Annotated in this window: 19 protein-coding genes; 12 read left to right on the top strand and 7 right to left on the bottom strand. The window is 69.1% G+C overall.

Annotated elements, in window-relative coordinates:
• Nucleotides 1-14: 14 nt before the first annotated feature.
• On the bottom strand, nucleotides 15-674 hold the full coding sequence (locus ACH4K4_RS32500) for a hypothetical protein (protein WP_398172313.1): 660 nt from the start codon (nucleotides 672-674) through the stop codon (nucleotides 15-17).
• A 1,052-nt stretch (nucleotides 675-1,726) separates the two neighbouring features.
• Between ACH4K4_RS32500 and ACH4K4_RS32495 the strand changes: the two genes are divergently transcribed.
• The 6 genes from ACH4K4_RS32495 to ACH4K4_RS32470 all read left to right on the top strand — a co-directional run bounded on the left by ACH4K4_RS32495 (nucleotide 1,727) and on the right by ACH4K4_RS32470 (nucleotide 9,273).
• Nucleotides 1,727-4,267, top strand: coding sequence for a hypothetical protein (locus ACH4K4_RS32495; protein WP_398172311.1), 2,541 nt, complete (start codon nucleotides 1,727-1,729; stop codon nucleotides 4,265-4,267).
• Nucleotides 4,264-4,977, top strand: coding sequence for a DciA family protein (locus ACH4K4_RS32490; RefSeq protein WP_398172309.1), 714 nt, complete (start codon nucleotides 4,264-4,266; stop codon nucleotides 4,975-4,977). The genes ACH4K4_RS32495 and ACH4K4_RS32490 overlap by 4 nt, the downstream gene beginning before the upstream one ends.
• 261 nt (nucleotides 4,978-5,238) lie before the next feature.
• Nucleotides 5,239-6,264, top strand: coding sequence for a hypothetical protein (locus tag ACH4K4_RS32485; RefSeq protein ID WP_398172307.1), 1,026 nt, complete (start codon nucleotides 5,239-5,241; stop codon nucleotides 6,262-6,264).
• A gap of 85 nt (nucleotides 6,265-6,349) precedes the next feature.
• Entirely contained in the window at nucleotides 6,350-7,009 is a 660-nt protein-coding gene (locus tag ACH4K4_RS32480) for a DciA family protein (protein ID WP_398172305.1), read from the top strand.
• Nucleotides 6,984-8,438 (top strand): replicative DNA helicase, encoded by a 1,455-nt coding sequence (gene dnaB, locus ACH4K4_RS32475; protein WP_398172303.1) that lies wholly within the window; start codon nucleotides 6,984-6,986, stop codon nucleotides 8,436-8,438. Before ACH4K4_RS32480 ends, dnaB begins: the two co-directional genes overlap by 26 nt.
• A gap of 325 nt (nucleotides 8,439-8,763) precedes the next feature.
• Nucleotides 8,764-9,273 carry a hypothetical protein gene (locus tag ACH4K4_RS32470; RefSeq protein ID WP_398172301.1) on the top strand — a complete coding sequence of 170 codons (510 nt, stop codon included), beginning with the start codon at nucleotides 8,764-8,766 and terminating at the stop codon, nucleotides 9,271-9,273.
• Between the two features lie 483 nt (nucleotides 9,274-9,756).
• On the opposite strand, the gene ACH4K4_RS32465 is transcribed toward ACH4K4_RS32470, so the two are convergent.
• Entirely contained in the window at nucleotides 9,757-10,578 is an 822-nt protein-coding gene (locus ACH4K4_RS32465; protein WP_398172299.1) for a hypothetical protein, read from the bottom strand.
• A gap of 85 nt (nucleotides 10,579-10,663) precedes the next feature.
• Here ACH4K4_RS32465 and ACH4K4_RS32460 point away from each other — a divergent pair, with 85 nt between their 5' ends.
• Complete coding sequence (locus ACH4K4_RS32460) at nucleotides 10,664-11,539, top strand: glycosyltransferase family 2 protein (protein WP_398172297.1); 876 nt, start codon at nucleotides 10,664-10,666, stop codon at nucleotides 11,537-11,539.
• On the opposite strand, the gene ACH4K4_RS32455 is transcribed toward ACH4K4_RS32460, so the two are convergent.
• Entirely contained in the window at nucleotides 11,536-12,645 is a 1,110-nt protein-coding gene (locus ACH4K4_RS32455; protein ID WP_398172295.1) for an NAD-dependent epimerase/dehydratase family protein, read from the bottom strand. The two genes, ACH4K4_RS32460 and ACH4K4_RS32455, sit on opposite strands and share 4 nt — an antisense overlap.
• 185 nt (nucleotides 12,646-12,830) lie before the next feature.
• Here ACH4K4_RS32455 and ACH4K4_RS32450 point away from each other — a divergent pair, with 185 nt between their 5' ends.
• The 5 genes from ACH4K4_RS32450 to ACH4K4_RS32430 all read left to right on the top strand — a co-directional run bounded on the left by ACH4K4_RS32450 (nucleotide 12,831) and on the right by ACH4K4_RS32430 (nucleotide 17,943).
• Nucleotides 12,831-14,177, top strand: coding sequence for a tetratricopeptide repeat protein (locus tag ACH4K4_RS32450; protein WP_398172293.1), 1,347 nt, complete (start codon nucleotides 12,831-12,833; stop codon nucleotides 14,175-14,177).
• 201 nt (nucleotides 14,178-14,378) lie between these two features.
• A complete protein-coding gene (locus tag ACH4K4_RS32445) occupies nucleotides 14,379-15,074 on the top strand; it encodes a hypothetical protein (protein WP_398172291.1) in 696 nt (231 codons plus the stop codon).
• A complete protein-coding gene (locus ACH4K4_RS32440; RefSeq protein ID WP_398172289.1) occupies nucleotides 15,071-16,225 on the top strand; it encodes a DUF721 domain-containing protein in 1,155 nt (384 codons plus the stop codon). Before ACH4K4_RS32445 ends, ACH4K4_RS32440 begins: the two co-directional genes overlap by 4 nt.
• A 656-nt stretch (nucleotides 16,226-16,881) precedes the next feature.
• Nucleotides 16,882-17,385: a hypothetical protein gene (locus tag ACH4K4_RS32435; protein ID WP_398172287.1), complete on the top strand. Its 504-nt coding sequence runs from the start codon at nucleotides 16,882-16,884 to the stop codon at nucleotides 17,383-17,385.
• Between the two features lie 66 nt (nucleotides 17,386-17,451).
• A complete protein-coding gene (locus ACH4K4_RS32430) occupies nucleotides 17,452-17,943 on the top strand; it encodes a hypothetical protein (RefSeq protein WP_398172285.1) in 492 nt (163 codons plus the stop codon).
• A gap of 782 nt (nucleotides 17,944-18,725) precedes the next feature.
• Here ACH4K4_RS32430 and ACH4K4_RS32425 read toward each other — a convergent pair.
• The 4 genes from ACH4K4_RS32425 to ACH4K4_RS32410 all read right to left on the bottom strand — a co-directional run bounded on the left by ACH4K4_RS32425 (nucleotide 18,726) and on the right by ACH4K4_RS32410 (nucleotide 25,026).
• Nucleotides 18,726-19,394, bottom strand: a complete 669-nt coding sequence (locus tag ACH4K4_RS32425) for an HNH endonuclease family protein (RefSeq protein WP_398172283.1) — start codon at nucleotides 19,392-19,394, stop codon at nucleotides 18,726-18,728.
• 735 nt (nucleotides 19,395-20,129) lie between these two features.
• On the bottom strand, nucleotides 20,130-20,417 hold the full coding sequence (locus tag ACH4K4_RS32420) for a hypothetical protein (RefSeq protein WP_398172281.1): 288 nt from the start codon (nucleotides 20,415-20,417) through the stop codon (nucleotides 20,130-20,132).
• Between the two features lie 31 nt (nucleotides 20,418-20,448).
• Complete coding sequence (locus tag ACH4K4_RS32415) at nucleotides 20,449-20,832, bottom strand: hypothetical protein (protein WP_398172279.1); 384 nt, start codon at nucleotides 20,830-20,832, stop codon at nucleotides 20,449-20,451.
• A 120-nt stretch (nucleotides 20,833-20,952) separates the two neighbouring features.
• Nucleotides 20,953-25,026 carry an SGNH/GDSL hydrolase family protein gene (locus ACH4K4_RS32410; protein ID WP_398172277.1) on the bottom strand — a complete coding sequence of 1,358 codons (4,074 nt, stop codon included), beginning with the start codon at nucleotides 25,024-25,026 and terminating at the stop codon, nucleotides 20,953-20,955.
• Nucleotides 25,027-25,751 lie beyond the last annotated feature (725 nt).

Below are 25,751 nucleotides of genomic sequence, written 5' to 3'. Positions count from 1 at the left end.
GCGGGGGCCTGGCCCTACGGCTGACGAGGCGCTGCGGCGAAGGGGCGAGCAAGGTGGTCTGGCTTGGGTTCGCCTTGCCTCGGCACCTCCCTGGCGGTGGTGGAGTCGACCGGATCGAGAGCTGTGAGGGCGGCCTGCAGGGTGGGTTCGCTTGCCGACCAGCCCCGGGGAATGGTGAAGCGCAGCCGCTGGTGAGGCTCTTGCCCGATGCGTTTGGGCCGGCAGTCGAGTACGGGGACAAGCCCGTACTCCGTCCGGTGCAGCAGCACGGGACGGCCAGCGCTGACCATGGTGATGAGTTCCTGGCGTGCGATGGGGCCGAGGGTCTGCTCGCGGGGGCGTCGTTTGTCGCGTCGGGTTCCGGTGACGACGAGTCCGTCAAGGGTCTCGGCGAGAGCGGCCCACTGCGGGTGGTAGTCCGCAGCCGGGTCGAAGGCGTCCTGGTAGGTGAGAAGTTCGATGCCGGTGGGGAGTGCGGCGCGGATGGTGTCGATGCGGTGCTGCCAGCTGGGGCGCGTGAGGAATTCGGGGGGCGCGCTGAGGTACACGCGCACGGGGATTCCGGGGCTGCGGCCGGCTGCGATCTGGTGCATGGCGCGGACGTACCCGCGGCGCCGGGCGGGCGTGGCGTAGCTGGTGATCGGCTGGTCGGGCGTGTCCATGGTGATCATCATGCCGTGGGTAGTCGCGGGGCGGGGGTGAAGCCGTCGGCGGATGTGGAGTTGTCGGTGTGTCAGGAGCCTATGGGGGCGCGGCGACACGGTATGCGGTGGGTTCCCTGTGGGGTGTGCTGTAGGGGTAGAGTGATCTCGGAAAATCCCTATACAGACTTGAGCCCCGCAGCCTTGAGCAAGCTGCGGGGCACCACGCGACCTGAAGTCGAAGGAGGTCACGTCGTGGTTCAGGGTACCCGTACCCTCCGACAGGCACACACCAAGGCACCCGCCGCCGTAGTAGCGACGTCTCGCGCGTCGCTCCGGCCGCTGGGTGCCTTTTCTGATCTTCCGCACCGGTCCGGGTGCGGGCGCACCTCCGCTGCTGCGGAGGTTGAGATGACCTAGTTCGTTCGAAGGCGGTGAGCCTGGCCCCCTTGCCGAGGGGCCTCCTCTACCGCCTGGCCGCTGCCCGGTAGGTGTTTGCCGACACCACCCGACCCTGCGGCCCGTACTGCTGGTCCGGTTTGCCGACCGTCCCAGCGCCCGGTTCGACCCGGCTGCCACGCCGGTATCGCTCCGAGCAATGTGCTCTCCCCAGAGCTGCCCCACCGAAGCGGGGCTTTGTCGTACCCACTTCTCACGAAGAGGTCGATCCCCATCATGCAGCACAGTGCTGCCATCTGTCAGCTCTCCCATGCCCGGATGGCGTGTAATGCGCCACTCCGGCCTGCACGGTGCCTGATTTGTCTGCTCGTGCGGTCGGTTTTCGCTGCGCCGCGTGCGGCGGCGGTACGGGCCGCAGCCGGGTTCCGTCGGCGTGGGCGGTGTCGTCGAAGCACGCGGACGGCAACTCGGCCAGTCGGCCCGGCAACTGCCCCGGTACCGCGGTGTTCCCGTCAGGCGGGACCAGTTCTCAAGACGGTGATGCGCGGGGCGGGAGCGGCGGCTCGCGGACCTCTGTCCACAGGCGTGCCGGGTGAGGGTCGGCAGATGACGACCTTGACCTGCTTTTTTCCTGCTCTGATCTCATCGGCGTCGGTGCGGCTGTCCGTTGCGGCGGGGGTGTGCCGGTGAGTGCCGTGGCGGCGGAGGCCGTGGGGTGGGTGCCGGGGCAGCGCCGCCGGCTGCGGGCCGTGCCGGGCCCGTCGGACCTGCTGCCGGGCCCGCCCGTTGAGCTGGGGCTGGGCAATCCGCTGCTGCTGACGAAGACGACGCGGGAGCGGCTGCTGGCCGCGGTGCGGGTGCTGGTGGATGATCCGGCGCTGGCGGGTGTGTCGTACGGGGCGCGGCTGGGGGCGGTGGTGCTGGTGGCGAAGGCCAACGCCCGCCGCGGGCACCGTGTCGTGATCCAGACGCGGGAGCTGGGCCGGTGGCTGGGGCAGTCGCGGGAGCAGGTGGCGCGCACGGTGCTGCCGGAGCTGCGGCTGGCCGGGAAGCTGAATGACCACGAGGTGCGGGATGCGTCGGGGAATGCGGCGCTGGACTGCGCGGTCGTGCCGCTGGTGCGGGCGCAGGAGGCGGGGGAGCGGCGGCATCCGCTGGCGTTGTCGCGTTCGGAGCTGGCGGTGCTGCTGGCGTTGTGCGAGGCCTTGTTCGCGCCGGGGTGGGGCGGGAAGGGGCGGGGGCTGCTGGCCGGGCGGTGCGGTAAGGGCGCGGCGATGGACCGGCTCGGGCTGCTGCTGATGGTGCTGTCGGCGGGCCCGTCGGGCTGGCTGCGGCTGTGCCCGGGGACGGTGCGTGGTGGCCGGGGGCGTCCGGCGGCGACCGTGGCGCGGCTGCTGGGGTGTTCTGCCGATGCGGCGGCCCGGCTGCTGGCCCGGCTTGAGGGTGCGGGGCTGGTGCAGACGTCGCGGAGGGAGACGGTGGCGCGGATGCGCGGCCGTGGCCGGGTGTGTGTGGTGCCGGTGGCGACGGCGCGGGGCCGTCGTACGGGCCCCGGACTGCCGTGCGGCGGGGAGAACGCCGGGATTCGGGACCGCGCGGATGCGTCACACGAGGATCTTGGGCCTGCGGGGCAAGGTGGATCCCTTGGGGCTGCTGGGGTTTCGGAGCCTGTGGAGGCCCCGGAGGGGGATTTGCGGGACCGTGCGGATACCTCACACCTTCACGCAGTTCACGCTTCTGGGGCAGTTGAGGGGGGAGATGGTGCGGGTGCTTGTGGGTTTTCCGGCGAAGGCCGTGGTGGGTCCGGTCGTCGGCCGGAGCGCGCGGGCGTGCACGAGGAACCGCCGCCATCTGCGGATCTCCCTCGGCCTCGGCGCACGTCTCCCTCGGTGCGGGGGAGCGCGCTGCGCGCGGAACAGCCCACCCCTTCCCACCCGGCCCTTCTCACCTGCCTGGGCCCAGCCCTGAGCCGGCGTGTTCCGCAGGTGGCAGAGTTGCTCGCCAGCATCATTCCGTCGTCCAACAGCTACCAGCGTGAGCGCCTGGACCGTGTGGTGCGGGGCCTGCTGGCGGGGGGTGAGGACGACGCAATGATCGTGTTCCGTCTGCGGGAGCGTCTGAAGCCGCTGGCCACCGGTGACGAGGACCGGCCTTACGCATTTCGCCGTGACGGCCTGTCGTGGGCACTGACCGTCGGCCTGCCCTACACGCCCGGCGGCCTGACGACGCTGCCGTGTTCCCGCCGCGGCTGCCAGGGCACGGTGAGGGCCAGGCCCGCCGACACCGTCCGGTGCGACGACTGCGAGCTGGCGGTGGTGGAACGGGAGCGCGCCGTCCGTGCCCGGCGGGAGGCAGCGGCAGCGCGGCGGCCCCAGACGCCCTGCGACCGGTGCGGCGAGCCGGCTTCCGCCGGGCTGTGCGGGGTGTGCTGGGCCGATGAGGAGACCGAGGCCCTGGTCACGCAGGCCGTCGCGCTGGCGGCCGCCGGCTGTGGTGATCCCGACGACCCCGCGATGACCGCGGCGTTGGCCGGCATGGCCGAGCAGGAGGCCCGTTCCCGTATCCAGGACGCCTGTGCCCGCCTCGCCTCCGCTGGCGGAACCGACGAGGTGGTTGCCCTTCAGGCCCGGCTGACCGCGCAGTCCGTGGTTCACGAATTCCGGGCGACCGCTCTGCTGCTGCTCGGCACCAGCAGCCCCCAGGCCGAAGCCGAGGCCCGCAGCGCCTACGCCGCGCAGATGCGGCGCCGCCACCTTCACCCCAGCGCCGAAGCGGCCCGGCAGGCCGCCCAGGAGGCCGGTGAGGAGGCCCGCCGCCGTACGGCCGAGTACCTGCTGACCCAGCGCAGCAATGCCTGGCTCGCCGTCCGGGCTTCAGCGGCCGCGGCGCCGGTGCCCGCGGCGCGTTGCGCCGTGTACGAGGCCGGTGCCGCCCGGGCCCGCGCCGCCGGCGCTCCGCGTGCGGCCCGGGACGGCCGTGCCGGACGGCCCGCGGACGCCGGCCACCTCCTGGTCCGCCCGGAGGCGGATGCGCTGCAGGCTGCCGCCGACGCCGAGGAGATCGCCCGGCTGCGGGCGCAGATCGCCGCCGAGATGCCTGGCCTGGCCGCCGTCACGGTCGCCCACCACGGCAACGTCTACGACATGCCGCCCCGCCCGGGCGCCGGCCAGGTTGTTCCTCGGGGATGCCAGGATAAGGGCGATGTGCAGAGGGGAATGCCGGTATGAGCCTGGAGCAGCCCGCGTGGTTCGCTGACGTTGACGCCTGGTGGGTACCGGCGGTCGGTGAGGAAGTCGCAGCGCGGGTCCGGCCGCTGGGGTTCGACGCCGAGCTTCGCCTGCACGTCGAATGTGACAGCCGGGCCTGGACGACGCAGGTACGACTGCTCGCGCACCTTTTGGCGCAGCGGCTCGCCCGGTGCCTTCCTCAGTACCAGGTCACCGGCGTGGTCGTCCGTCCCTACGCGGTTCCCGTCCCGTTGGTGCTGGAGGAGCACTGGCCCGAACTGGTCGGCGAAGACCTTGGCGCGCAGATCCTTCCTCTGCAGGTCGTCCGCCAGGGCCGGGAGCTGTCGACGCTGGCGCTCTCCGCCGAGGCCCGCGAACGTTTCCGGCCCCTGATCCCGGAGGTCCTCGAGGCGGCTCGGCGTCTCCTGGATCCGGACTGTGCCCTGACGGAGATTCCCGTCCCCGCCCTGTATCCGGTGACCGTGGCGGTGACCGCGTCCGAGGGCTGGGACGATCCGCGCATCATCGAAAGCGTGCTGTTCGACACCTGGCACGACGTTACGCAGGTCTATGGCCCGGGGCATTCACTGTGCTTCGAGCACACCGCACACCGCACACAGCCCGGCCGACCGCGTCGTCGCCGAGTGGACGGCACACAACGCCGGGCCCTGCGGCGGCGTCGGACTGACCTCTATGCTGCCGGGCGCTGACGCAGAGACATTGCGGGCCCGGGAGGAACAACTGATCGCACGGAAACCCGATTTGTGCCTTGCCTTCCTTTCGGACCCGGCCCATCCCACGCGCGTCGTGGACTCAGCGCGGGCGGCTTCGATTCCGGTACGCGTCATCACCCCCGCCGGGGGAACCCGTGGGTAGCCGCGTCAGCAGCCGCCAAGGTGCACGGCGGCGCGCTGCGTCTGGCACCACCGCTACGCTGACCCACTCGCCCACGCCGAAGCCGGGAGTGCCGCATGAGCACGTTTTTGCGCCCGTCCGCTGACCGGGCCGTCATCCGCTGTGACCAGTGCCCGGGCCAGCCTGTCCTGCCCACCCACCGGGAAGAGACCGACACCCGGCGCTGTGTGCGCTGCCAGGGCGAGCACCGCTGGCTGCCCCAGCCCCACCCCGACGACCACCTGTGCTCCGTGTGCCGGCGCGAGTGCCCCACCTGCCAGGCCCAGACCTCCAACGGCGAGCGCTGCCGCACCTGCCGGGACCGCTGCCGCACCTGCTCCGGGCCCCTGCCCAAGCGCCCCGACTACGCCTCCGGCATCACGCACGTCGCACCCGAGAAGCGCAAGGACCGCCGCCGCAAGTGGGCGCGCACCTACTTCCCCCGCTCCTGGGACCGCGACCAGTGCGAGGCGTGCCAGACCGCGGCGAGCGCGAAAGACCCCTTGCGTGCGGTGCTGGCCGCGCTGCCCGACAAGCTCGTCCTGGCCTGCGGCGGCGCCGTGCCGCCCGCCGTCGTCGACCTCGTCCACGACGAACTGCGGCGGCACACCCCGGCCCGGCTCGCTGCCCGCATCGAGCGCCGCTGGTGGCAGAGCTGGGCCGGCCGGCCCCTCAAACGCGAGACCGACGGGCACCGCGACGGCTACGGGCCCGATGACGTCGCGGTGTGGCTGCTGGTCCCCACCGCCTGCAACGGCCGGTGCGAAGACGGCTGGCACCCGGCCCCGCCGGAGCGGCCCGACCGCGACGACGAACCGTGCACCGTCTGCCGCGGCGGATGGCTGCTCACCCCCCGCCGTCATGAGGCCGAGGAAGGCGACGAAGAAGCCGAGGGCCAGTTGGCCGCCGCGCGCACGCTCGCCGACGCCGTCAGCTACCGGCCCCCGCTTCAGGAATGCACCGGCCGCGGCGGAACCTGCGGACGGCCCGTCACACTCCCGCATACCCAGTGCCCCGAATGCCTCGACTGGCCCTGGTGCGTCTGCCGGCGCCGCCGTCACAACCCCGAGCAGGCCGCCTGCCCGGCCTGTTCCACACGGTGACCATGCCGGGCACCGCTCCCGCGGTGCGCAGCCGCCGCAGGACGGTGAACCAGGACCTGCCGCATCCGGCCCGGACGGACGCGGGATGACCGCGTGCTCCGGCCCGGCGGCAGACCCGGCACGCCTGGCCCTGGCCGCTGCCCGCGAGGACGCCCGGCGCGGCCGCTTCCGTGCTGCCAGAACGTCTGCCCGTCCGGTCCGCTGGCGGGGGAGCACCGAGCCGGTGTCCGTCCATGCCGTCCTCGACGAGCTGAAGCCCGAGTGGGCAGAGCCTGCTGTCCTCCGGGTGCTGGCCCAGTGGCGGGCCCTCGCCGGGGAACTCGCCCACGGCCTGGCCGCCGTCGGCTTCGATACCAGGACCAGGACTCTGGCGCTGCAACCGGTCGCGCCGGTCTGGGCTGTCCAAGGGCGTCTGCTCGTTCCCGCCCTCATCCGCGCCATGAACGCTCATCTCGGCAGCGGCACCGTACGCACCGTCCGTCTGCTGGACCCCGCGCCGAACCCCTTCCCCGCCGGCTCAGGCCCTGCTCAGCCAAGACCAGAACTCCGCAGGGCAGCAAGGGCGCCGGAGGACCCGCAGATCCTCGCGGCGGCCGCGAGACAGGCACGGGGAACGCCGCGCGAACCCGAAGGCTCCTTCCCGGCCGCACGGGACACCCGCGCCGGCTCCGCCCAGCCTGAAACCCGCCGACTCGTCGTCCGCACCCGCGCTCTGCTGCGTGCCCGCACCAGGCCCTCTGCCTGAGTCCGGGCCCCTGCCTGCTCAGACGCCACTACGCTGTTCAGGTGGCACCGCGGGGCGCACGCCCGCCAGGCGAAGGGAACACATGGCCGAGGAAGAGACCGACGCCGCGGCGGCGCCCCCGCACGATCTGGGTGCAGAGAAGGCCGTCCTTCGGGCCATGCTGTCGTCTTCCCAGGCGATCGCCGACATCGTGGAGATTTTGCAGGGCCATGACTTCTACCGTCCTGCCCACGAGCTGATCTACCACACCATCCTCGACCTGTACGGCCGCGGCGAGAACACCGATCCCGCCACGGTGGGCGCTGAACTCGCCCGGCACAAGCAGCTGGAGAAGGCCGGCGGCAACGCCTATCTCCTCTCCCTGACCAGCGGCTCCGCCCGCAGCTCGGCCTGGACCAAGGACGCCGAACGCGTGCAGACCACGGCCGTGCTCCGGCGGATCAAAATCGCGGCGGTCCATATCGAGAACCTGGCCGCCGAAGGCACCGTCGACAACGCAGACCGCATCATCGACACGGCGCAGGCCGAGATCCACGCGGCCACCGTCCGGCACAGCCGGAGCCTGCCTCCCGCGTTCGCCCTCGGCGACGTGATCGAGCACATGCTGGACCAACTCGAAGCCGCCGGCCACAGCAAAAGCGCCCTCGGCGTGCCTACCGGCTTCACCGACCTCGACTCCCTCACCGGCGGCCTGCACCCCGGCCAGCTCATCGTCATCGCCGCCCGCCCCGCCATGGGCAAATCGACGCTCGCCCTGGACCTCCTGCGCGCCGCCAGCATCAAGAGCAACCTGCCGTCGGTGCTGTTCACTCGGGAGATGAGCCGCTACGAGGTGTCCATGCGGCTGTGCGCCGCAGAATCACGCGTCGCTCTGCACCGCATGCGCAGCGGAACCATGGAGGACGAAGACTGGACCCGCCTGGCCAGACGCATGCCCGACATCTCCGCGGCACCCCTGTACATCCAGGACGACGCCTACGCCACGCTCACCGACCTGCGCGCCCACTGCCGGCGCCTGCACACCCAGGCCGGCATCAGCCTCATCGTCGTCGACTCTCTTCATCTCCTGACCTACGGCACCCGCCCCTTCGCCTCCCGCTACGAGGAGATCTCCGAAATCTCCCGGTGCCTCAAACTGCTGGCCAAAGAACTGAACGTCCCCGTCGTCGCCATCTCCCAGCTCAACCGCGGACCGGAACAGCGCACCGACAAAAAACCCATGGTCAACGACCTACGGGACTCCGGGGCCCTGGAGGACAACGCCGACGTCATCATCCTGATCCACCGCGAAGACGCCTACGAAAAGGAGTCACCCCGCGCCGGCGAGGCCGACCTCATCGTCGCCAAGCACCGCAACGGACCCACCGCCACGATCACCACAGCCTTCCAAGGCCATTACTCACGCTTCGTCGACATGGCACAGACCTGATGATCATTTGTGTAGGTCTCAAATCGAGCTTCATAATCTCAGAGCGCTGGCACCTCAGCTACACAGGCAGTCACTCGTGGGCTGGGGCGGCGCGATGTACATCGCGGCGACGTAAGCGTGTGTCGTCCCCGTTGAGGCCCGGCGCCGATGATTTGGGGGAGCTCGGTGTCCAGGTTCTCGACGTACCTGCCGTGGACGTCACCCACCGCCAAGCTCTGGTCACCACACGATCCGCCACGGGCGTTTCAGCTTCTCCTTCCCGTGGCGCTGTTCTACTTTGCCGCCGGGCCTGGTGTACCGGGCGTCAGCGGATGAGAATCTGAGAATGGGTGAGCAAGCGTTATTCGCGGTGGACGTGTGGGTGTGGCGCAATCGATACGGTGGCCTGCACGCTGGCTGGGAACCACGCACCAACGCGGTGTTGCGCCAGGTGCCGCTGCCGACCAACCCAGCCTGGCTGCGGCGCTACTACCGTCATCTGACGAAGATGATCGCCGAGCGTGAAAAAGCTGGCCATCCGGTGACGAAAAACCTGCCAGCAATAACCGTACGGGTGTGGGAACGCGGGGAGGAGTTGCACGCCAGCCTGACACGACGCACGGGCGCGATGGCCATCACTTTCTCCCTGCCTGCTGAGTTGGTGGAAGTGCGCCGCTGGCATGCGTTGATCGTTGGCCAGATGCAGAAGCACGGGATCCCGCTGAAGGCTCCGGCGAAACGCCTCAGCCAACCGAAGGTGGTCAGCGTCGCGACAACCGATCGTTATCCGGAATCTGGGAGCAGTCGCTTCCGGGAGATCCCCGCCGGCCTGCCGAGCCTCGGCAGGCGAAGGTAGCGTCAGTGTGCGGGCCTCAAAGACCTGGCCGATGAACTCGGCGGCCCCGGCCAGCATGGCGGCGCTCTCGGGAACCTGTACGTGACGGTGCACATCGACGGCTGGCAGCGCGTCCGCGCGCCGTAGCGCGCGACGACGTGGCTGATCTTCTGTAGTCGCCGGAGACGGACGGCAACAGTGGAGGCCATTGGGCGGAGACGAGGCTCAGGGGCCCAGGGCAGTCGTACCGCCTCGATCTCGGTGTCATTTAGGAGAGCCCTGATGAGCGGTGCGGGGCCTGCCACCTTTGTGGCCCACAGGTCGTAGTCGGTGCAGACGCCCCCGCATGCGCAGGAACACGTTCAGGAGGTCGTCGTCCATGGGTACTCTCCGCAGCCGCCACGAGTAGGACTCACAACGCTACGGAGAGGTTCTGACAATCGGGACTGAGCTGCGGAAACAGGGTGCGCTGAGAGGCGTGGGGGGTGCAGTGGGCCTCAGTGGTCAGGCCCGCGCAGCTCGCATCCTCCGGACCTTCTTCGCTCGTTGCTCCCGTGCGGTGACCACCAGGCAGGGGAGGCTGGGCCTGCTGGGTAGGAGTAGCGGTGCCGGTGGCGGACTGCCCCGAGCACCACCGACATCCTCGACATTTTGCCTGCCCCCCATACTCGAGCTCGCTGGGAGCTGGCCGCTTCGGCTACTCGTCAGAGTCTTCGTTTTCCTGTTCCTCTGGCGGTGCGGACCTTCGGTATTGCGGGCCGGATGACGGCGTGCATCAGGGCGGCCGCGGCCGGTCTGGCAGTGGTCGCCGAGGACGCCGCCGAAGCGTGGGGTGCCGCAGCGGTAGAGGCCGTCCGGCACGCGGAAGGTGATTTCGCGGTCGGGGTGGCGCAGGTCGTTGTTCCACAAGCTGATGGCGGCGATGGTGAGGCTGGCGGAGAGGTGGGCGTCGGCGCCGACGAGGGTGCGGTTGATGCCGATGCGGTGGCCGAGGACGGCGCGTTCGCCGAGGAAGCAGCGGGTGACCTCGCAGTTGAAACCCACTTGGGCGCCCGCGCACAGCACGCTGCCGTCGCGGACGGTGGAGAACTCGTACACCCGTACGTGCGGGCCGATGATGACGTCGTCGCCGATGATCGCGGTCGGGTGAATCTGCGCGGTGGGGTGGATGCGGTCGCGCACGCTGGCCAGGGCCTGGCGGTGCAGGCCGGTCCAGTGCCGGAGGAACTCCGCCAGCTCGGCCTTCGCCAGTTCTCCGTAGGGTCCGCGGCCGAGGTGGCCGGTGTGCGGCGTGCTGAGGTAGGCGCCGAGGATGAGCTGAGGCATCAGTCCTCCGTAAGTCAGGCGAAGCGGGTCTGGGGTCGGGGCGGTTAGCATCGCGGGCAACCGGTCGGCAGAACGGAGTTCATCGGTGCGTCATCCCCGTATCGGCGTCGCCGTGTTGACCATGGGCAACCGCCCGGTTGAGCTGCGGGCGCTGCTCGACTCGGTCGCCAAGCAGGACACGGCCGCGCAGCGGGTGGTGGTCGTCGCGAACGGTTCGCCGTTGCCGGAGCTGCCGGAGTGGGTGACCGGCGTGGAGCTGGACGAGAACCTGGGCGTCTCCGGCGGGCGTAACGTCGCGCTGCGCACGCTGCGCGAGTTCGGTGACGTGGATGTGCTGGTCGACCTGGACGACGACGGGCTGCTGATCGCCGCGGACGTGTTCGCCCGTATCGCCGAGCTGCACGCGGCGGATGAGCGGCTGGGCATCGTCAGTTTCCGGATCGCGGACGAGACCGGTCACACCCAGCGCCGTCATGTGCCGCGGCTGCGGGCGGGGGATCCGCTGCGCGGCGGGGAGGTCACCACCTTCCTTGGGGGCGGGCACAGCCTGTCGATGCGGATGCTGGAGGAGGTCGGCGGCTGGCCGGAGGCGTTCTTCTTCGCCCATGAGGAGACGGATCTGGCGTGGCGGGCGCTGGATGCCGGCTGGCGCATCGTCTACGAGCCGCAGCTGGTGCTTCAGCATCCGCGGACTTCGCCGACCCGGCACGCGGTCTTCTACCGGATGGTGGCCCGCAACCGGGTCTGGCTGGCCAAACGCCACCTGCCCGCCCTCCTCGTCCCTGTCTACCTGGGGGTGTGGACGGGGCTGACGCTGGCGCGGACCCGGTCGCTGGGCGGGCTGCGGGCGTGGTTCGGCGGGTTCGCTGAAGGCGTGCGCACCTCGTGCGGGCCTCGGAAGCCGATGCGTTGGCGGACCGTGTGGCGCATGACGCGGCTCGGGCGCCCGCCGGTCATCTAGGCCCCCACCGGGCGCTCATCCGGGCTCTGCCACTGCTCGGGCACGGCCTGCGGGTGCTGGTCTAGCCACCGCGCGTACCGCCGTACGCCGTCGGCGAGCGGCACGGACGGCCGCCATTCCAGGATGTTGGTCATCCGGTGGGTGCTGGCATAGCCGCCGAGCGGGTCGCCCGGTGGCATGGGAGTTTCCAGGAAGGTGGTGGCCGGGTAGTGCTCGCGCACCAGCTCGGCCACCTTCCGCACGCTGATGGGGATGCCGGTGCCGACGTTGACCGTCTCCTGGTGTGCTCGCGGGGCGACCAGGGCCCGGACGGTGGCGGCGGCCGCGTCGTCGACGTGGATCAGGTCGCGGACCTGGTGGCCTCCGCCGTTGAGGTGCAGGGGCAGGCCGCGGGCGGCCTGGGCGGTGAAGTGGGCGACCACCCAGGAGTGGCTGCCGGGCTTCACCACCTGCGGCTCGCCGTAGATGCTGAAGAACCGCACCACCGCGTACGACACCCCGGCCGGCCGCAGCACGAGGTCGGTCTGGGTCTCGGCCCACGCCTTGGTGTTGGCGTACACCGACAGCGGGCGCAGCGGCGCCTGCTCATGGAAGCGGGGAGGGGTGCGGCCGTAGACGGTTTCGAGGAGTTCGCGCACGGTGCGCAGTTCGGGGCAGGGGGAGGACCAGTCGTCGGGGGTGCCGTTGCCGTAGACGCTGGCCGAGGACGTGAGCACGAAGCGCCGGATACGGTCGCTGGCAGCCGCCGCGGCGAGCAGGACCTGGGTTCCGGTGATGTTGGTGCGCAGCGCCGCCATCGGCTCGCGGGTGCAGGCGGCGACATCCGCGAGGGCGGCGGCGTGGATGACGTAGTCCGAGCGGCGCACCAGATGCCGCACCAGCTCGGCGTCCTGCACGTCCCCGGTAACCACATCAGGGCTGTTCGGGTCGACGCCGAACAGGTCCCGGTAGACCGGGATCGGGTAGGCGTCGAGGGTGCACAGGGACAGCGGGCGGGCGCCCAGGGCGCGCAGCAGGCCGGCGATGCGGCTGCCGATCAGCCCGGCCCCGCCGGTCACCAAAACGGTACGACCGGCGAGCTGGGTGAGGTCGAAACTGGCGAGCACGGTTCCTCCTTCGTCGAAGCGGGTGCGGAGATGCCTTCAGCCGTCGGACAGCAGCTGGGCCCGTTGGGCGTCGGCGCGCGACGTAGGCACTGGACGTGCAGTTCAGTCAAGGGGCGGGTAGACCGCCGGAGGAGGGGCCCGGGCGTAGTCCCGTGTAGGCCCGCGTAGGTCAGGAAGGGGCCCCGATGCCGAAGAACCAGGCCATCGCGCAGCTCATCCGCAACGCGTGCGCCGAGCGCGGGTGGGGCCCGACCGACCTGGCCCGCGCGGCAGGCCAAGCCGAGAGCGGCGACCCGGAGCGGGTCGAGCGCCAGTACGCGCGCCGCTGGCTCACGGGGGAGCGCACCCCCGCCTACTGGTGGCCCTACCTCGCCCAGGTGTTAGATCTGGATATCCGCGTGATCGGCGTGCCGGACACACCCCCTCCAGCGAATGTCGGCACCGATACCGTGGCCTCAGCCCTGGAGTTGGGAAGGAGCGACGTGGACCGCCGGAACTTCGTCACCGCGTCCAGCGGATACGCCCTCGCCGCCCTCGGCCTGCCCGACCCGGACAGCATCACCCGCCGCACCAAGAACCCGCCCGCCGGCGCGGTACGCGTCGGCAAGGGCGAGGTCGCCGCCGTCCAGCGCATGGTCATCTCACTCGGCGACTCCGCCGCCGAACTCGGCGACTCCGCCGCCGAACTCGGCGGCGGCCACGCCCGCCACCTCGCCGTGCGCTACCTCACCGACGACGTCGCCCCCTGGCTCAACGGCTCCTTCACCCAAGCCACCGGACGCGCCCTGTTCGCCGCCGCATCCCAGCTCATGCACCTGGCCGGATGGATGGCCCAGGACGAAGGCGACACCCCAGAGCTCCGGGGCCTGGCCCAGGGCTACTACGCACACGCCTTCCGCCTCGCCGCCGAAGCCGGCGACCCCGAACTGTCGGCCACCGCCCTGCGCGGCCTGGCCGTCCAGTGCGTCGACCTCGGCTTTAGAGCCGAAGCCGTCCAGCTCGGCGAAGCCTGCGTCGAACACGGCAAGAACCTCGACAACGCCCGCGCCATCGCCTACTACGAAGCCACCCTCGCCACCGCCGCAGCCCAGGACGACGACCGACACCTGGCCACCAAACACCTCGCCGCCTCCGAAGCGGCCATCGGCCGCCCGGCCGCCGCCACCCCCGGCGACTCATGGGCGGCCCACTACTCACCCGGCCGCTGGGCCCACGAATCGGGCATGATCCTCTCCCGCCTCGGCGACCTGCCCGCCGCCGAAGAACACCTCCACCTCGCCCTCGACATCCACGGCCTCGACCGCCGCCGCACCCGCGCCATCGTCCACGCCGACCTCGCCGGCGTACGCCTACGCCGAGGCAACCTCGACGGAGCCCTCACCTCCTGGGACACCTTCCTTGACTGCGCCGACGGCATCCGCTCAATCAAGGTCCAGGCCGCGCTGCGGGACATGCGCGTACGACTGCGCCGCTTCGAGGGGATGAGCGAAGCTCAGCAGCTTCGGCAAACGGCAGCCCGCCTCCTTACCTGACCGGCTCTCCTGCCATGCGAGCAGAGGTGAACTCGACGTCGAATACTTCAAGGTCACCTCCGCCTGCGCGGAGAGCACGCTCGCACGGAGAGCATGCCGTCTGCGGCGCCCCGGGACGCGGAAGGCACGGTTCACCTCCGCTCGAGCGCGTGGCGCCAGGAGCAGGCCCGCGAGGAGCGGGCCCGGCGCGATGCGGCCCGTGTGGCAGCAGCCGAGCAGGCGCAACGCGAGCGCCAGGCCGCGGCCGCCGCCGACGCGGTCCGCCAGGCGCTGGCGTGCGAGGACTGCGGGCGCGGCCAGGCGGTCGGGCTGTGCGAGGCGTGCGACCACCGCCGTCAGACTGAGGCCCTGATCGGTGAGGCCGGTCTCCTTGCGGCGGCCGGGTCCGCCGACCTGAGCGATGCGGGCAGCATCGCGGCCTGCGTCGCCGGGGCCCGCACGGCCATCGGTGACAGCACCGCCGCCGCGTGGCAGGAGTTCCTGGAGATCACCGACGTAGCCGCCCTGGAGGCCGATCCACAGGCCGCTGCGGACGCGTACGCGTTCACCGCGTTCCAGGCCGCGCAGCAGGCCGCTGGCGAGTACCGGGCCGACGCCCTGGCGGTGCTGAGCCGTACCGAGGAGGCCGAAGCCGAGGCCCGGCGTGCGTTCCGGACCGAGCAGGGGCGCCCCTGGTTCCGGCACAACCCGACCGGCGCGGACGCCGTCGCCGCCGCGACGAAGGCCGCCGGCACGGCGAGGGAGCGCGTAGCCGAGTACCTGCTGGCGGCGCGGCTGGAGCAGCTGCACGAGCGCTCCGCCGCCCGGCCCGAGAGGCCCGCGTCGTGGACGGAGCGGCTGCCCGGCCTCGCCGCGCGCCCGCTGGACGACGACGCCGGCGGTGCGGTGACCGAATGACCGGCGAGCTGAGCGGCGTCGACCTCGCCCGCCAGGCCCTGGCCGCGGCCCGGGAAGCGGCGAAGAAGAACAGCGCCACCCGGACGAAGAAGCCGAAACAGCGCACCGGCACCGCCGTACGCCATGACGGCCGCGAGCCGCTCGGGCTCGGTGCGGCGATCGGCATGATGATGACCGAGCGCGGCATGGCCGCCCCGGCCGCCGGCGGATCCGTCCTCGCCGCCTTCGACGCCATCCTCGCCGCGTCCGTGCCCGAGCTCGCCGGACGCGTGCAGGCCGTGGCGTTCGACGCGGACACCGGCCGCCTGGACGTCGTCCCCGCCGCCCCGGCCGTCGGCACGAAGCTGCGCTGGAGCGCCCCGAAGCTGATCGCGGCGGCCAACGGGCGGGTACCCGACGCGAACGTCCGCGCCCTGCACGTCCTGGCGCCCGCGCCCGTGAAGACCGGCCCCGCCACTACGGCGGCCGCGGCCGCGCCCGCCTTGCCCGCCGTCCAGGTGGAGCGCCGGCCGCCGCCGGACGGGTACCGGCGCGCGATCGAGGCGCACCGCCAGGCCGCGCCGCCGCCCCGGGTGAACCCGGCCATCGCGAAGGCGATGGAACGGCAGACCAAGGCGATGCGCGAGCTGTCCCGCCGGGCGCTCTCCGAGCTTGATGCCGTTCCCGGTGATGCGCCGGCCTCGATCGAGCAGGCGCGCACCGAGCGCCGCCGCCAGGCCGACATCTCCCACGCCGCGGCCCTGCGCCGTGCCCGAGCGGAGCGTGCAGCGCGTGAAGCCGGAACAGCGGCCGTGGTCCCGAAGGCGGCGGCCGCGCCCGAGACGCCGGTGAAGACCCGCGGCATGGCCCCGCCCGGCTTCCACCGCTCGCTCACCGCCCACCAGGCCGTCCCACGCGGCCAGCACGTCAGCTCGGGCGTTACCGAAGCGGTCGAACGGCAGCACCGAGCGATGCGCGAACTCAGCCGCCGCGCCTTCCCGGATCCCGAGCCGGCCCCGGACGGCGGCCCGACTCCCCTCGAGGACGTGCGTGCCGAGCGGCGGCGAGTGGCCGACGCCTCCCATACCGCTGCCCTGCGCCGGGCGTGTGCCGAGCGGGCGGGTGCAACGTCCGGCACGACGGTGCCCCAGACCTTCGCGAAGACCGCATAGGATGGCGCCCTGCACCACGGCAGAGGTTTCAGAGGCTCTTCCAACTCCCTCACCGCCGGCACCAACCCGCTTCGTCGTGCGTTCGGCGCGGGCCCCGTGACTGACCATCCGGTTTGACCGGACGTGCAGCGTCTGATGCGCACGCCGGGATGGTTCGAGGGGCGCGTCGACGCCGACCGCCTTGAGGGCGCTTTCTGGATGAATTCACGGCCTCCGGGTTCCGCTTCCCGGTAGGTGACGGGGACCTGTACCGCTGCCGTCTGCGGCCAGTGGGGGCTGGTCACCGGCGGCGGCGAGAACCCCCTGGCTTGCCGTTTCTGCCTATCTCTTCCAGTATCTGGGAGAACCCTGTTCGGTCGCTCTTGAGCCACCGAAGTCGCACCAGCAACGCGCCAACCATGGAGCCCCGGGGGGCAACCGGAGAGTCAGGTGCAGACGTACCGGAAACCGCACCGGGTAAGCGCCATCGATGGAATGCGTAGATCCGCTTGATGCCCGGAAGTGGAATGAGTGTCCTTGCTTCCCGGATGGCGGGGATGTGGCGGTTTCACCTACTGGCTCACAACACCCTTCCCGGTCACGGCGGCCAAAGATATGTTTCCCCTGCACCTACACAACGCTCGACTCACTCCACGGAATACCGGAAAGGGGAATGTATGAGAAGTTCCTTCAAGTCTGCTTGGGGACTCTTCGCCGCACTTGTTTTGGTTATCGCCGCAGGAACGCCTGCGTGGGCGAATACGGCAGATGACGACCCCGATTCCGAGGCGACAACTGCCACGATCACGGCGGGAGATCTGGCAGACCCGGATCACCTCATCACCTGCAAGATAAATTCCTTCAAACCCTTCAAGACCGGGAACGTGATCACGGGCCTGGGGACAATGAGCAGCTGCACGCCGAATCGCCCCGAGACTTGCAGGACCGAAGCAGATCTGCTGCGCTACTACCCCGAAACAGGAAACTGGCTAGTCATAGCGAACGGAAACGTGAGCTACCAGTGCCCGTTGCCGAAAGCGACCAGCAACGCCAAGTTCACCTGTCACCCGACCTCCCGAAACTGGAGCTACATGACCCGGGTCTACGGGACGATCGTCCACGACAACAGGCCGAAGTCCAGGCACCTCGATAGTGACGTCTTCAACATCAAGTGCGTATAGAACCAGTTGCCCGTGCAGCACTGCCTGGTGCTGCACGGGCACACCACGCAGAGGGAGGAGCTCTCGATGGGCGCTGAACAGGAAACGGTGTGGATGTACTGCCAACGTTTCGCCCGTCAGGTCTACAGCCTTGCTGTGGCAGACCCGGAGTGCCGTGCAGCCCTCGAAGGCCGCTACAAGATATGGAAAGCGACACCGGAAAGCATAGAGCCCAAGGCCCGAGCGCAGATCGCCCTTGCACTGCATTCCCTTGCTATGGACCAGGCGGCGGATTCTACTCCGGCCGATGCCGGACGTGTAACGGTGTCCGAGGTCGCCGACGCCGTGCACAGCCGGCCTGTACACGAGCTGTTCGCGTCGCTGCCTGCCGAAGCAGGCCGGGACGAACAGGTCCAGGCACTCAAACTCCTTGCCTACAGCTCCGGGCGGAACTGGACCGGACCGGAGGCCGCATCGATCTTCAAGGCGCGTGTCACTTCCACCGCGCTGGACCTCCTCGCCGCGGCAACGGACGACGACAGCCTGCCCTGCGCAGCTCTCATAGAAAGGGCTGACTGAGGCGCCCTGTACCGCCGAGGCACCGTGGACCGCTCCTCAGCGCAACATGCGTACCGGGTTGGCGATCCACTGGGTCGCGAGTCAGTTTCTCGCCACGGCAGAAGGGCCCTGACGAGCTGGAAGGAGCCCCCCCAATCCCTTGGGAAGGGAAGAGGGCTGCGCTGAAAGTGCCACCACATCGGGGAACGTCGGTCTGTTCACGTGATCGCTTCGGATTAAGCGGAACAGCCAATCTGCGCGAACCGGAAGCACACCCCCAAGCGGAGAGTTGCACACCCGCGAGAACTACTACGCCTACTACGTCGACAAGAACTTGTTCCCGCCCGGCCTCAGCTTGTTCCCTAACGGTTAAAGGAACAAGCTCAGTCGCCCTTCACCACGTAGACCGTCTCGAGGAACGGCTTGTCGGCCGGTCCTTTGGGGCATTCCAGGACGGTGATGTCCTGGCCGCATCATCGCGGCCGCCAACCAGTCGGCGGGCCCGTCCCGAGAAGGCCGAGAGGGCCCAGAACGCACGCCGGCTCGGGCAGGCCGCATGACCTGACCACGAGGTTTGACCGGCCGTCACCCCTGCTGCCGCGATGGCTGCCCGCTCCACGGCAGAGGTTTCAGAGGCTCTTCCAACTCCCTCACCGCCGGCACCAACCCGCTTCGTCGTGCGTTCGGCGCGGGCCCCGTGACCACCCGGTTTGACCTTCTATGCACGGAGTGCCCGTGGTGCTCTGGCATTCCAAGGAATCCGCGCTGCGCCCGCCTCGTGCCGGAGGTTCTCGCACAGCTTCTTACACAGGCTGATACTCGACGGAGGTGTGGCCGCATCCTGCGGCCAGGCGGCGCAGGGCGTCCCGCTCGGCCCGGTCCACGGTCAGCGACCAGCGGAGCTTGGTGCTGACCCAGTCGGCGGCGTACGTACAGCGCGCGTCAGCCAGCGGCGGCAGCCAGGTCGACGGATCCTGGTCGGCCTTGGACCGATTGGTCTTCGCGGTGACCGCGACCAGGCTGCGCTCGGCGTCGAGGTCGTTGGCGTAAGCCTCGCGGCGTGCCGCGCTCCACTGTGAGGCCCCGGAGTCCCACGCCTCGGCGAGGGGCACCATGTGGTCGATGTCCAGGCCCTTGGGGTTGGTCACGGTGACGCCGTCGTAGTAGGAGTACCAGCGGCCGGAGACGACCGTGCACTTCGGTCCGATCTCCGGTCGCTGTCGGGATTCGGCGATCAGTACCTCGGCGCGCGTCGAGCAGCCGTCCCGGTCGGCGTCGACCCAGTGCTTGAACGAAGTGGGCTGGTAGCCGGTGCGGGACTCGGCCGCCAGCGGAAGGGCTTCGATGCCGTCGTGCAGGCTCGCGTACCGGGCGGGCGCGTCGGACTCGTCGGCCTGGGCCGGGGAGGCGGCGGTCAGGGGCAGCAGGGCGAGGGCGGCGCCGGCGAGGACGCGCGCAGTCATCTTGATCACAGCAACTGGATACCGGCTCGCCAGCCGGCGTACGGCGGGAACGGCCCGGGAGAACCCGCGCGAGTGACAGCGCGGCCTCACTTCCTTCCCCAGCGGCGGAGGACAGCGCGGGTACGGGCTGCTCTCGAAGGCCGGCCGAGCGCCGTAGTACGCCCGCCGCCGCCTCGAACAGCCTCCCGCCCGCGCCCAGCGTCTGCTTGAACGCCCGTCATCCCCGCCAGGGCCCTGCCGATGACACCGCCGCCGGGATGCACCACCGTGGCGGTCAGCGTGTCGAAGGCCTTGACCTCTCCTCGCGGGGCCAGCGGCTCCAGGCGCCACGCCTGGGTCTGCGGTCCGGTGTCGGTGGGCGGCTCGGCCTGCACCGTCGGCGTGCCCGCCGCCAGCTCGTCCCCGCGCAGGGCGGCGCCCTTCCACTAAGCCATTCGGGGAGCCGCTGGCCCTCTGTGTACCCCGCGGACTAGGAAAGCCGCTCGACGGCACCGCTACACCCCGCACGTCACGGCGCTGCTCAATGCCCGCCGTGAGCACGAGAACCGCGTCGGCACCCTCCGAGGCTTCCATCTGCCCAAGATCATGTACTGGCGGCTTTTGGGCTTCTCTCGGCGCCGTCTGGTTCCAGCCGACGCCGGATGGCACGGAGGCGGTGGTCGCGGTCAGTGGTGCAGCGAGCGCCGCAGCACCGGCGGGGACCCCATCATCGAGCGTGAAGGGCCGTCGCAGGCGATTGAAAACCTACTGACGGGCCCGGCGATTCATCCACACTATGATGGCTGCCCACAGCACGGTGACAACGATGATGATTAAGGCGGCCGTTGTGGTTCCGTGATACACGCTCCAGGCCTTGTGCCGTAGATCGGCGGCTATGGCTTCGCCAGGCGTGTTGTCATCGCCTTCGTGATGCCCGCCTTGCATGTGGTCATAGGCGAGCACCCAGCACACACCGCGCACAAGGGCGGTGAGGAGCAGTAAGGCCAGGCCTGTTGAGAACGCGGGCCACAGACGCTTGGGGCGGTCTGTCAATGCATGTTCCTTCCAACGTCACGCGATGCGGCTAGAGTTTGATGAGCCACCCGGCCAAGGCGCCGGCACACATGTAGACCGTACCCGTCAGGATCAGTACACCGGGCGTTGGGTAAGTTTCCTGCACAAAGCCGATGAGTGCGGCACTGCCCGCTAGCAGCCACAGCCCCGACATGATGAGCACGTAGCGCCCTACAGGACTGCCGGCCGCAATGCAGCGGGCTCCCACCCACAGCAGGAATGGAGCGGCAATAAACGTGAAGACGGTCACGATGCCAGTCAATATCGCTTGCTGGATCAGCGGGAACTGTTCCTCGTTCTTTCCCATCCCGTACCGGTGAGCAAGGCTAATGCAGGCGATCAACATAACAGCCACCAAGAGGGCGGCGATCCCTCCTTTGAGGACTGACTGCATGGCATTCACCTTCTTTGTCAGCGCGCCGCCTCAGTGATTCCGAGGCGGCGGTTCATGAGGGCAAAAGGGGCGGGGAAAAATATTCTTCCTCGCCCCTTCGTGGTGGTTATGCTTTGCAGGTCACTTTACCCAGTCCTTCATGGTGCGCTCCAGAGAGTTTGCGTACAGGCGTGCACCGGCGATCTTGGGGTGGAACGACTGCGCCGACAATCCGTAGTCCTTCAGGATCGGCCAGTCCGCGACCGGATCGTCGCTGTCCACGGTGTGCAGGACCAGTCCGTTGATGGTCTCTGGGCTGCCGCAGATTCCCTTGCCTTCGAAGTCCGGCATCGGGTTGGAGAAGCGGACGTCGATACCGTGCTCGGCTTTGGCGGTGTCGGCCACCTTCTGCATGTTGGCCGCCAGTTCCCCCGCGACACTGTCCAGCCAGGCATTCGAGTCTTTCGAAAGGCCGAATGCGCCCAGACGCAGACAGGAACCATCCGCAGAGATCAGTTTCGGGTAGCCCATGAGGACGATTTTGGCATTCTTCGCCCTCGTGTGAATCTCCTGGAGAGAGCGCATGATATCCGGCGCCACCACCTCCTTGATCAGTGCGGGCAGAGCCTGCCCGAAGTGCCAGCCGTGATACTTCTTGTCCCGGCCGCCGATGTCCGTGTCCTCGTCTTCGAACGGCACATCGTTGCAGTTCGCCTTGATGCCGAAAGAAACCAGGCAATTCTGGATTACGTGTGTGAAGCGGGTGTCGTTGCCGCCGATGGACATTGTGACCAACGTTGTGTTCTGGTCCAGGTACCCCTGTTCCACCTGCGGCAGTTCGCCGTTTTGCGGGACCTTCATCACGTTGTACGTGCGGGCTCCGGAGCAGGCGATGAGGTGGTAGTCCATACGCGGGTCGAGGCTGTCGTCCAGCGCTCCGATGGACGTACCGAGGCCGGGCGCAGCGGCCTGCCGGGACCACGCCATCTTCGACCGGTGGCAGGGGTTGCGCGTAGATTTGTTCAGCTTGTCACGGTAGTTGCTCTCCGGGTAGTAGTCGCGGTTGCCTTCGGAGGCTCCTTCCCCGGAGGAGTAGGAGTCGCCCATGGCGACGATGGAGTGCTTCGGCTTACCGGGCAGGGGTTGGAAGGCGATCGAGCCCCAGGCGATGTCCTCGTCTGCGGTTCCGTCCTTCGTCACGTTCGACAGCTCGACCTGCGGTGTTCCTGTGAAGTGGAATACGCCGAGGCTGACCCACCGGTCGGCGCGCTGGGGCACGAGGCGCTTGGGGCTTAGGGTGTCCGCATTTTGTACGACGTAGGCGGCCTGGCGGGTATGGGCGCCGGTGTCGGGTAGGTGCACCAGTACCCGTGCCCAGTCGAGCTTGTGCCCGAGTGTCCACTGGCCCTTGATCGTCATGCGGTTGCCGTCGCCGCCGAGGTTGTCCTCGTTTCGGGTGTGGGTGTACCAGAAGTGACCGCCGTCGCCGCCTCCGATCGAATGCAGATCGGCTTTTGCTTCGTAGTTACTGTCCCAGTCCGGGTAGAAAGTGAAGTCGAAACTTCCCTTCGACGAGGCCGGCCCGCATTTCGACCAGGTCTGGGTGCCGTTGGGGATGGACGTGACAACCTCGGAGCCCTTCGGCGCGGTATTGCATACCGGTTCACCGTTCTTCAGCCGATAGCCGCGTCCGGGCTCGGCACGCAGGGACTCGTACTTGATGCTCTCATGCCCGCATGACTGCTCGCACAGGGGCTTCCAGGTGGCGTTCTCCTGGTTCCACCAGAACTGCCGGTAGCAGGCCTCGTCCGGGCAGTTGACCGGGGTTTCGGTACTGCAGCCGTTCTTCTCGTTGCAGAAGGTGTCCAGTTCCGGACTGACGTGGGAGCGGGCAGCGTCGTTGTTCCACCAGGCGGGGCGGAAGCCGGCGGAAGAGAACCCGGGATCGCCCACCCAGTCCTGGCGGCCGTCCGTGCCGTAGGAGAAGCCGGTGTCGATGGACCAGGCGGCCCAGCCCATCACCTTTTCTTCGTAGGGCCAGTACTGCGGGTGGGCCGCGTCACGGATGTTTTTCTTGTCGAGACTGACGTCCATGAACGGGTGGTCCCAGGCGCCCTTCTTGTAAACGGGATTCGCCGGGTTGTTGTACCAGCCAAGGCCCCAGTTTCCGCCGTTGCTGGCGAAGGCCGACTTGGCATTGAAGCCGAGGTTGTAGTTCCAGGCGGCGGTGAACCAGTTCTCCACCCGGGAAGGGTCGTCGTTGTTGACCGTGATCTTCTGGCCGTCCTCGTGTACCTCATTCCACTTGTCGGCGAGGATTTTCATGGATGCGGCGATGTTGCTGGCGTAGTCGATCGCTATAAGCTTTTGCAGCTTGGGATCCAGGCTTTTTTCGATCTTCTGGCCTGTCTTTTCGTCTACCTTCTCGTGTCCCGCCAGGCGCATGCCGTCGGTGACCTGTCCGACGCCGTAACCGCAGTCGGACTTCTTCCAGTTGATACGCCAGTAGCCCAGCAGGGTGTCCTTCACGTTGTGGCCGTAGTAGCCGTCCGTGGCGGCCAGCGGGTTGCCCATCTGGCCGGGCACCGCACCGTTCTCCGCCTGCCACAGGTTGGACTCCTGGGCCAGGATGCCGAGAAGAACGTTGGCGGGGATGCGTCCGCCGCCCTTCAGCTTCGGCAGGGGGAACAGTCCTTGCGGGTCGATCGTGCCGAGGCCGGCCTGGCTGCGGTAGTCACCCTGGCGGATCCACTTGCTGCGCAGTTCACCGCGGACGGCCATGTCCACCGCCCACTCGACCTGATTCGGCGTCGGCTGCAGCGCCTGAGCGCTCATGTCGTTGCGGGAGACGGAGCACCAGCGGTCGGTGTCCCGGGGATCGTGGGAGACCGCGGCTGCGGTACGCGACATCACCCGTGGTGCGAAAGCGCCGGTCAGAGCGGGTGAGAGGACGTTACCGGTGCGCGGCGGCGTGGCGGCGACTCGCTGCTGGACTTTGTTGCCCGTCGCTGTGGCGGTCGATGTGACGGTGAGCGGGGCCGCGTCATCCGCGGTGCTGGGGGCTTGCCCGGAGCGGTCATGCACGCCCGCTTCAGGCTCGTCGGCCTTGTCGAAGCCCTTCCCGGCCGCCTGGATACGGGTCAGGCCGGCGCGGATCCCGGGGGTGAGGACGGGGTCGACGGCGAGGCGGCCGTGGGAGGAGACGTCGGTGTCGGCCGGCGCGTCGATTTTGGTGACGCCGCTCCCCTCCGTCTTCGCATCCTTGGTGTCACCAGTAAGAAAGGCGCGCCCCTGTTCGCCGGGGACGAGGTCGAGGTCGCCAAGGCGTCCGGTGGCGATCGTGCGCGGCTTGCCGTGGCCGTCGTACACCTTCGCCTGGGCCGTCTTGGTGTCCTTGCGGTCCACGAAGCCGATGCGGTCACCCGCCATGGGGCGGATGTCGAAGGGGATGCTGTCGCCTGTGGCGAGTCGGCGGGCTTTGCCCCTGCCGTCGATGTGGACGAGGTCGCGGCCGAGGCCGGCGACCACGCCGTCCTTGACCGGGGCCGCCGAGGACACCTGTCCTTGCAGCTCGCCCGTCGTGGCAACCGTTTTGCCGGCCGTGTCCACGGTGATCACCTGTGTCTTCACCTTCGCCGCGTTGTTCATGTCGCGGTACTGGGTGAAGGCGGCGGTGTGCGTGGTGGTGTTGCAGGTGGGGTCGAAGTAGGCGAGGGTGCCGGTGAAGGGCAGCTTCGTCACGTCGCCCGTCCTCGTGTTCACGATCGCTGTGAACGCGCCGCCCTGCATCAGGTCGGGCTTGTTCGTGAAGGCGCGGGGCGCGTACACGGCGGCGACGTGGTCACGGTCCATGACGCACTGGTTGCCGATCCACGAATCGGCGGGCATACCGGGCTCTGAAAGGGTCGCGACCGTCTTCCAGTCGTACGCTTTCGCCTCGTCGGCGACGAGAATCCGGTAAGCCTTCGCGTCGGCTGCACCGGCCACGGCCCGGTCCTGGCTCTTCTTCCAGTCCTTGCCGAGGTTGGTATCCGGATTCGCCACCCGAGCCGGGCCGGGATCGCTCGGCGGCTTCGGTTTGGCGGGCGCAGCCGTATCAGGAGCGGGGCCGGTTGGGGCAGGGGTTTCTGCAGCGAGTGCCTGCGACATCAGGGGGCCGCTCGCGACCAGTATGGCCGTAGCGATGAGCAGCGGTGTGCGCAGACGTCTCGACACGCGGTGACGCCGTATCAAAACGTTCCTCAGGTAGTTGGCTTATGCGTGGACACGTCGATCGCAGTCAGTCGGCAGGGGATTGACGTGAGCCTTGTGCCATGGGGAAGGCCGGAGAGCTCGCTCGCCTCAAAAGGAAGAGGCTGGGTGGTGAGCAGAGCTCGACGGGCAGTCAGGCAGCCGTTACGTCGCAGTTGGTGCAGGCGGTGAGAACCGGTTTCCAGTCGGTGTGTCTGCCTGGGTGTGGAGCGGGTGCGACTCGACGGAAGAAGCACAGTAACGGTGAGGTTCCCGCATAGGGAGAGATGCTTTTCACAAGCGGCTGGCAACCGCCGCATACAAGACAGGCTAAATCAGGCCGCGCTTTGCTAGTGCTTGACTATTTTTCCTTGTAGTCATGGAGTTCACCTGCTTGAGAGCAGGCCTGAATCAGTGCTTCCGGTCGCTGCTGGTGAGGCTTATTAAGGGCCACGAGCAAGCCACGAAGAAGTCTGCGACCTGGCCTTCACGCCCGGGCGGTTTCGCCCGCTCCGGCAAGGAGCAGCAGTCCGCCCGCTGCGCGCCACCGAGCGGCAAGGCGAGATCCAGGCAGACGCGCAGCCCGGAGCGGCTGAACCACCGACCAGCGCTCGGGCCGGAGGACTGGCCACCACATCGCTAGGGACGCGGGCCCGGTTTCCTCCCCGCCGGCGACGAGGTGGTACGCACCGGGCACCAACGGCCAAGAT

Source organism: Streptomyces sp. NPDC017529 (assembly GCF_044329785.1).
Classification (GTDB): Bacteria; Actinomycetota; Actinomycetes; order Streptomycetales; family Streptomycetaceae; genus Streptomyces.
The sequence above is the reverse complement of the archived record's forward strand: the minus strand, read 5'-3'. Positions and strand labels throughout refer to the sequence as shown.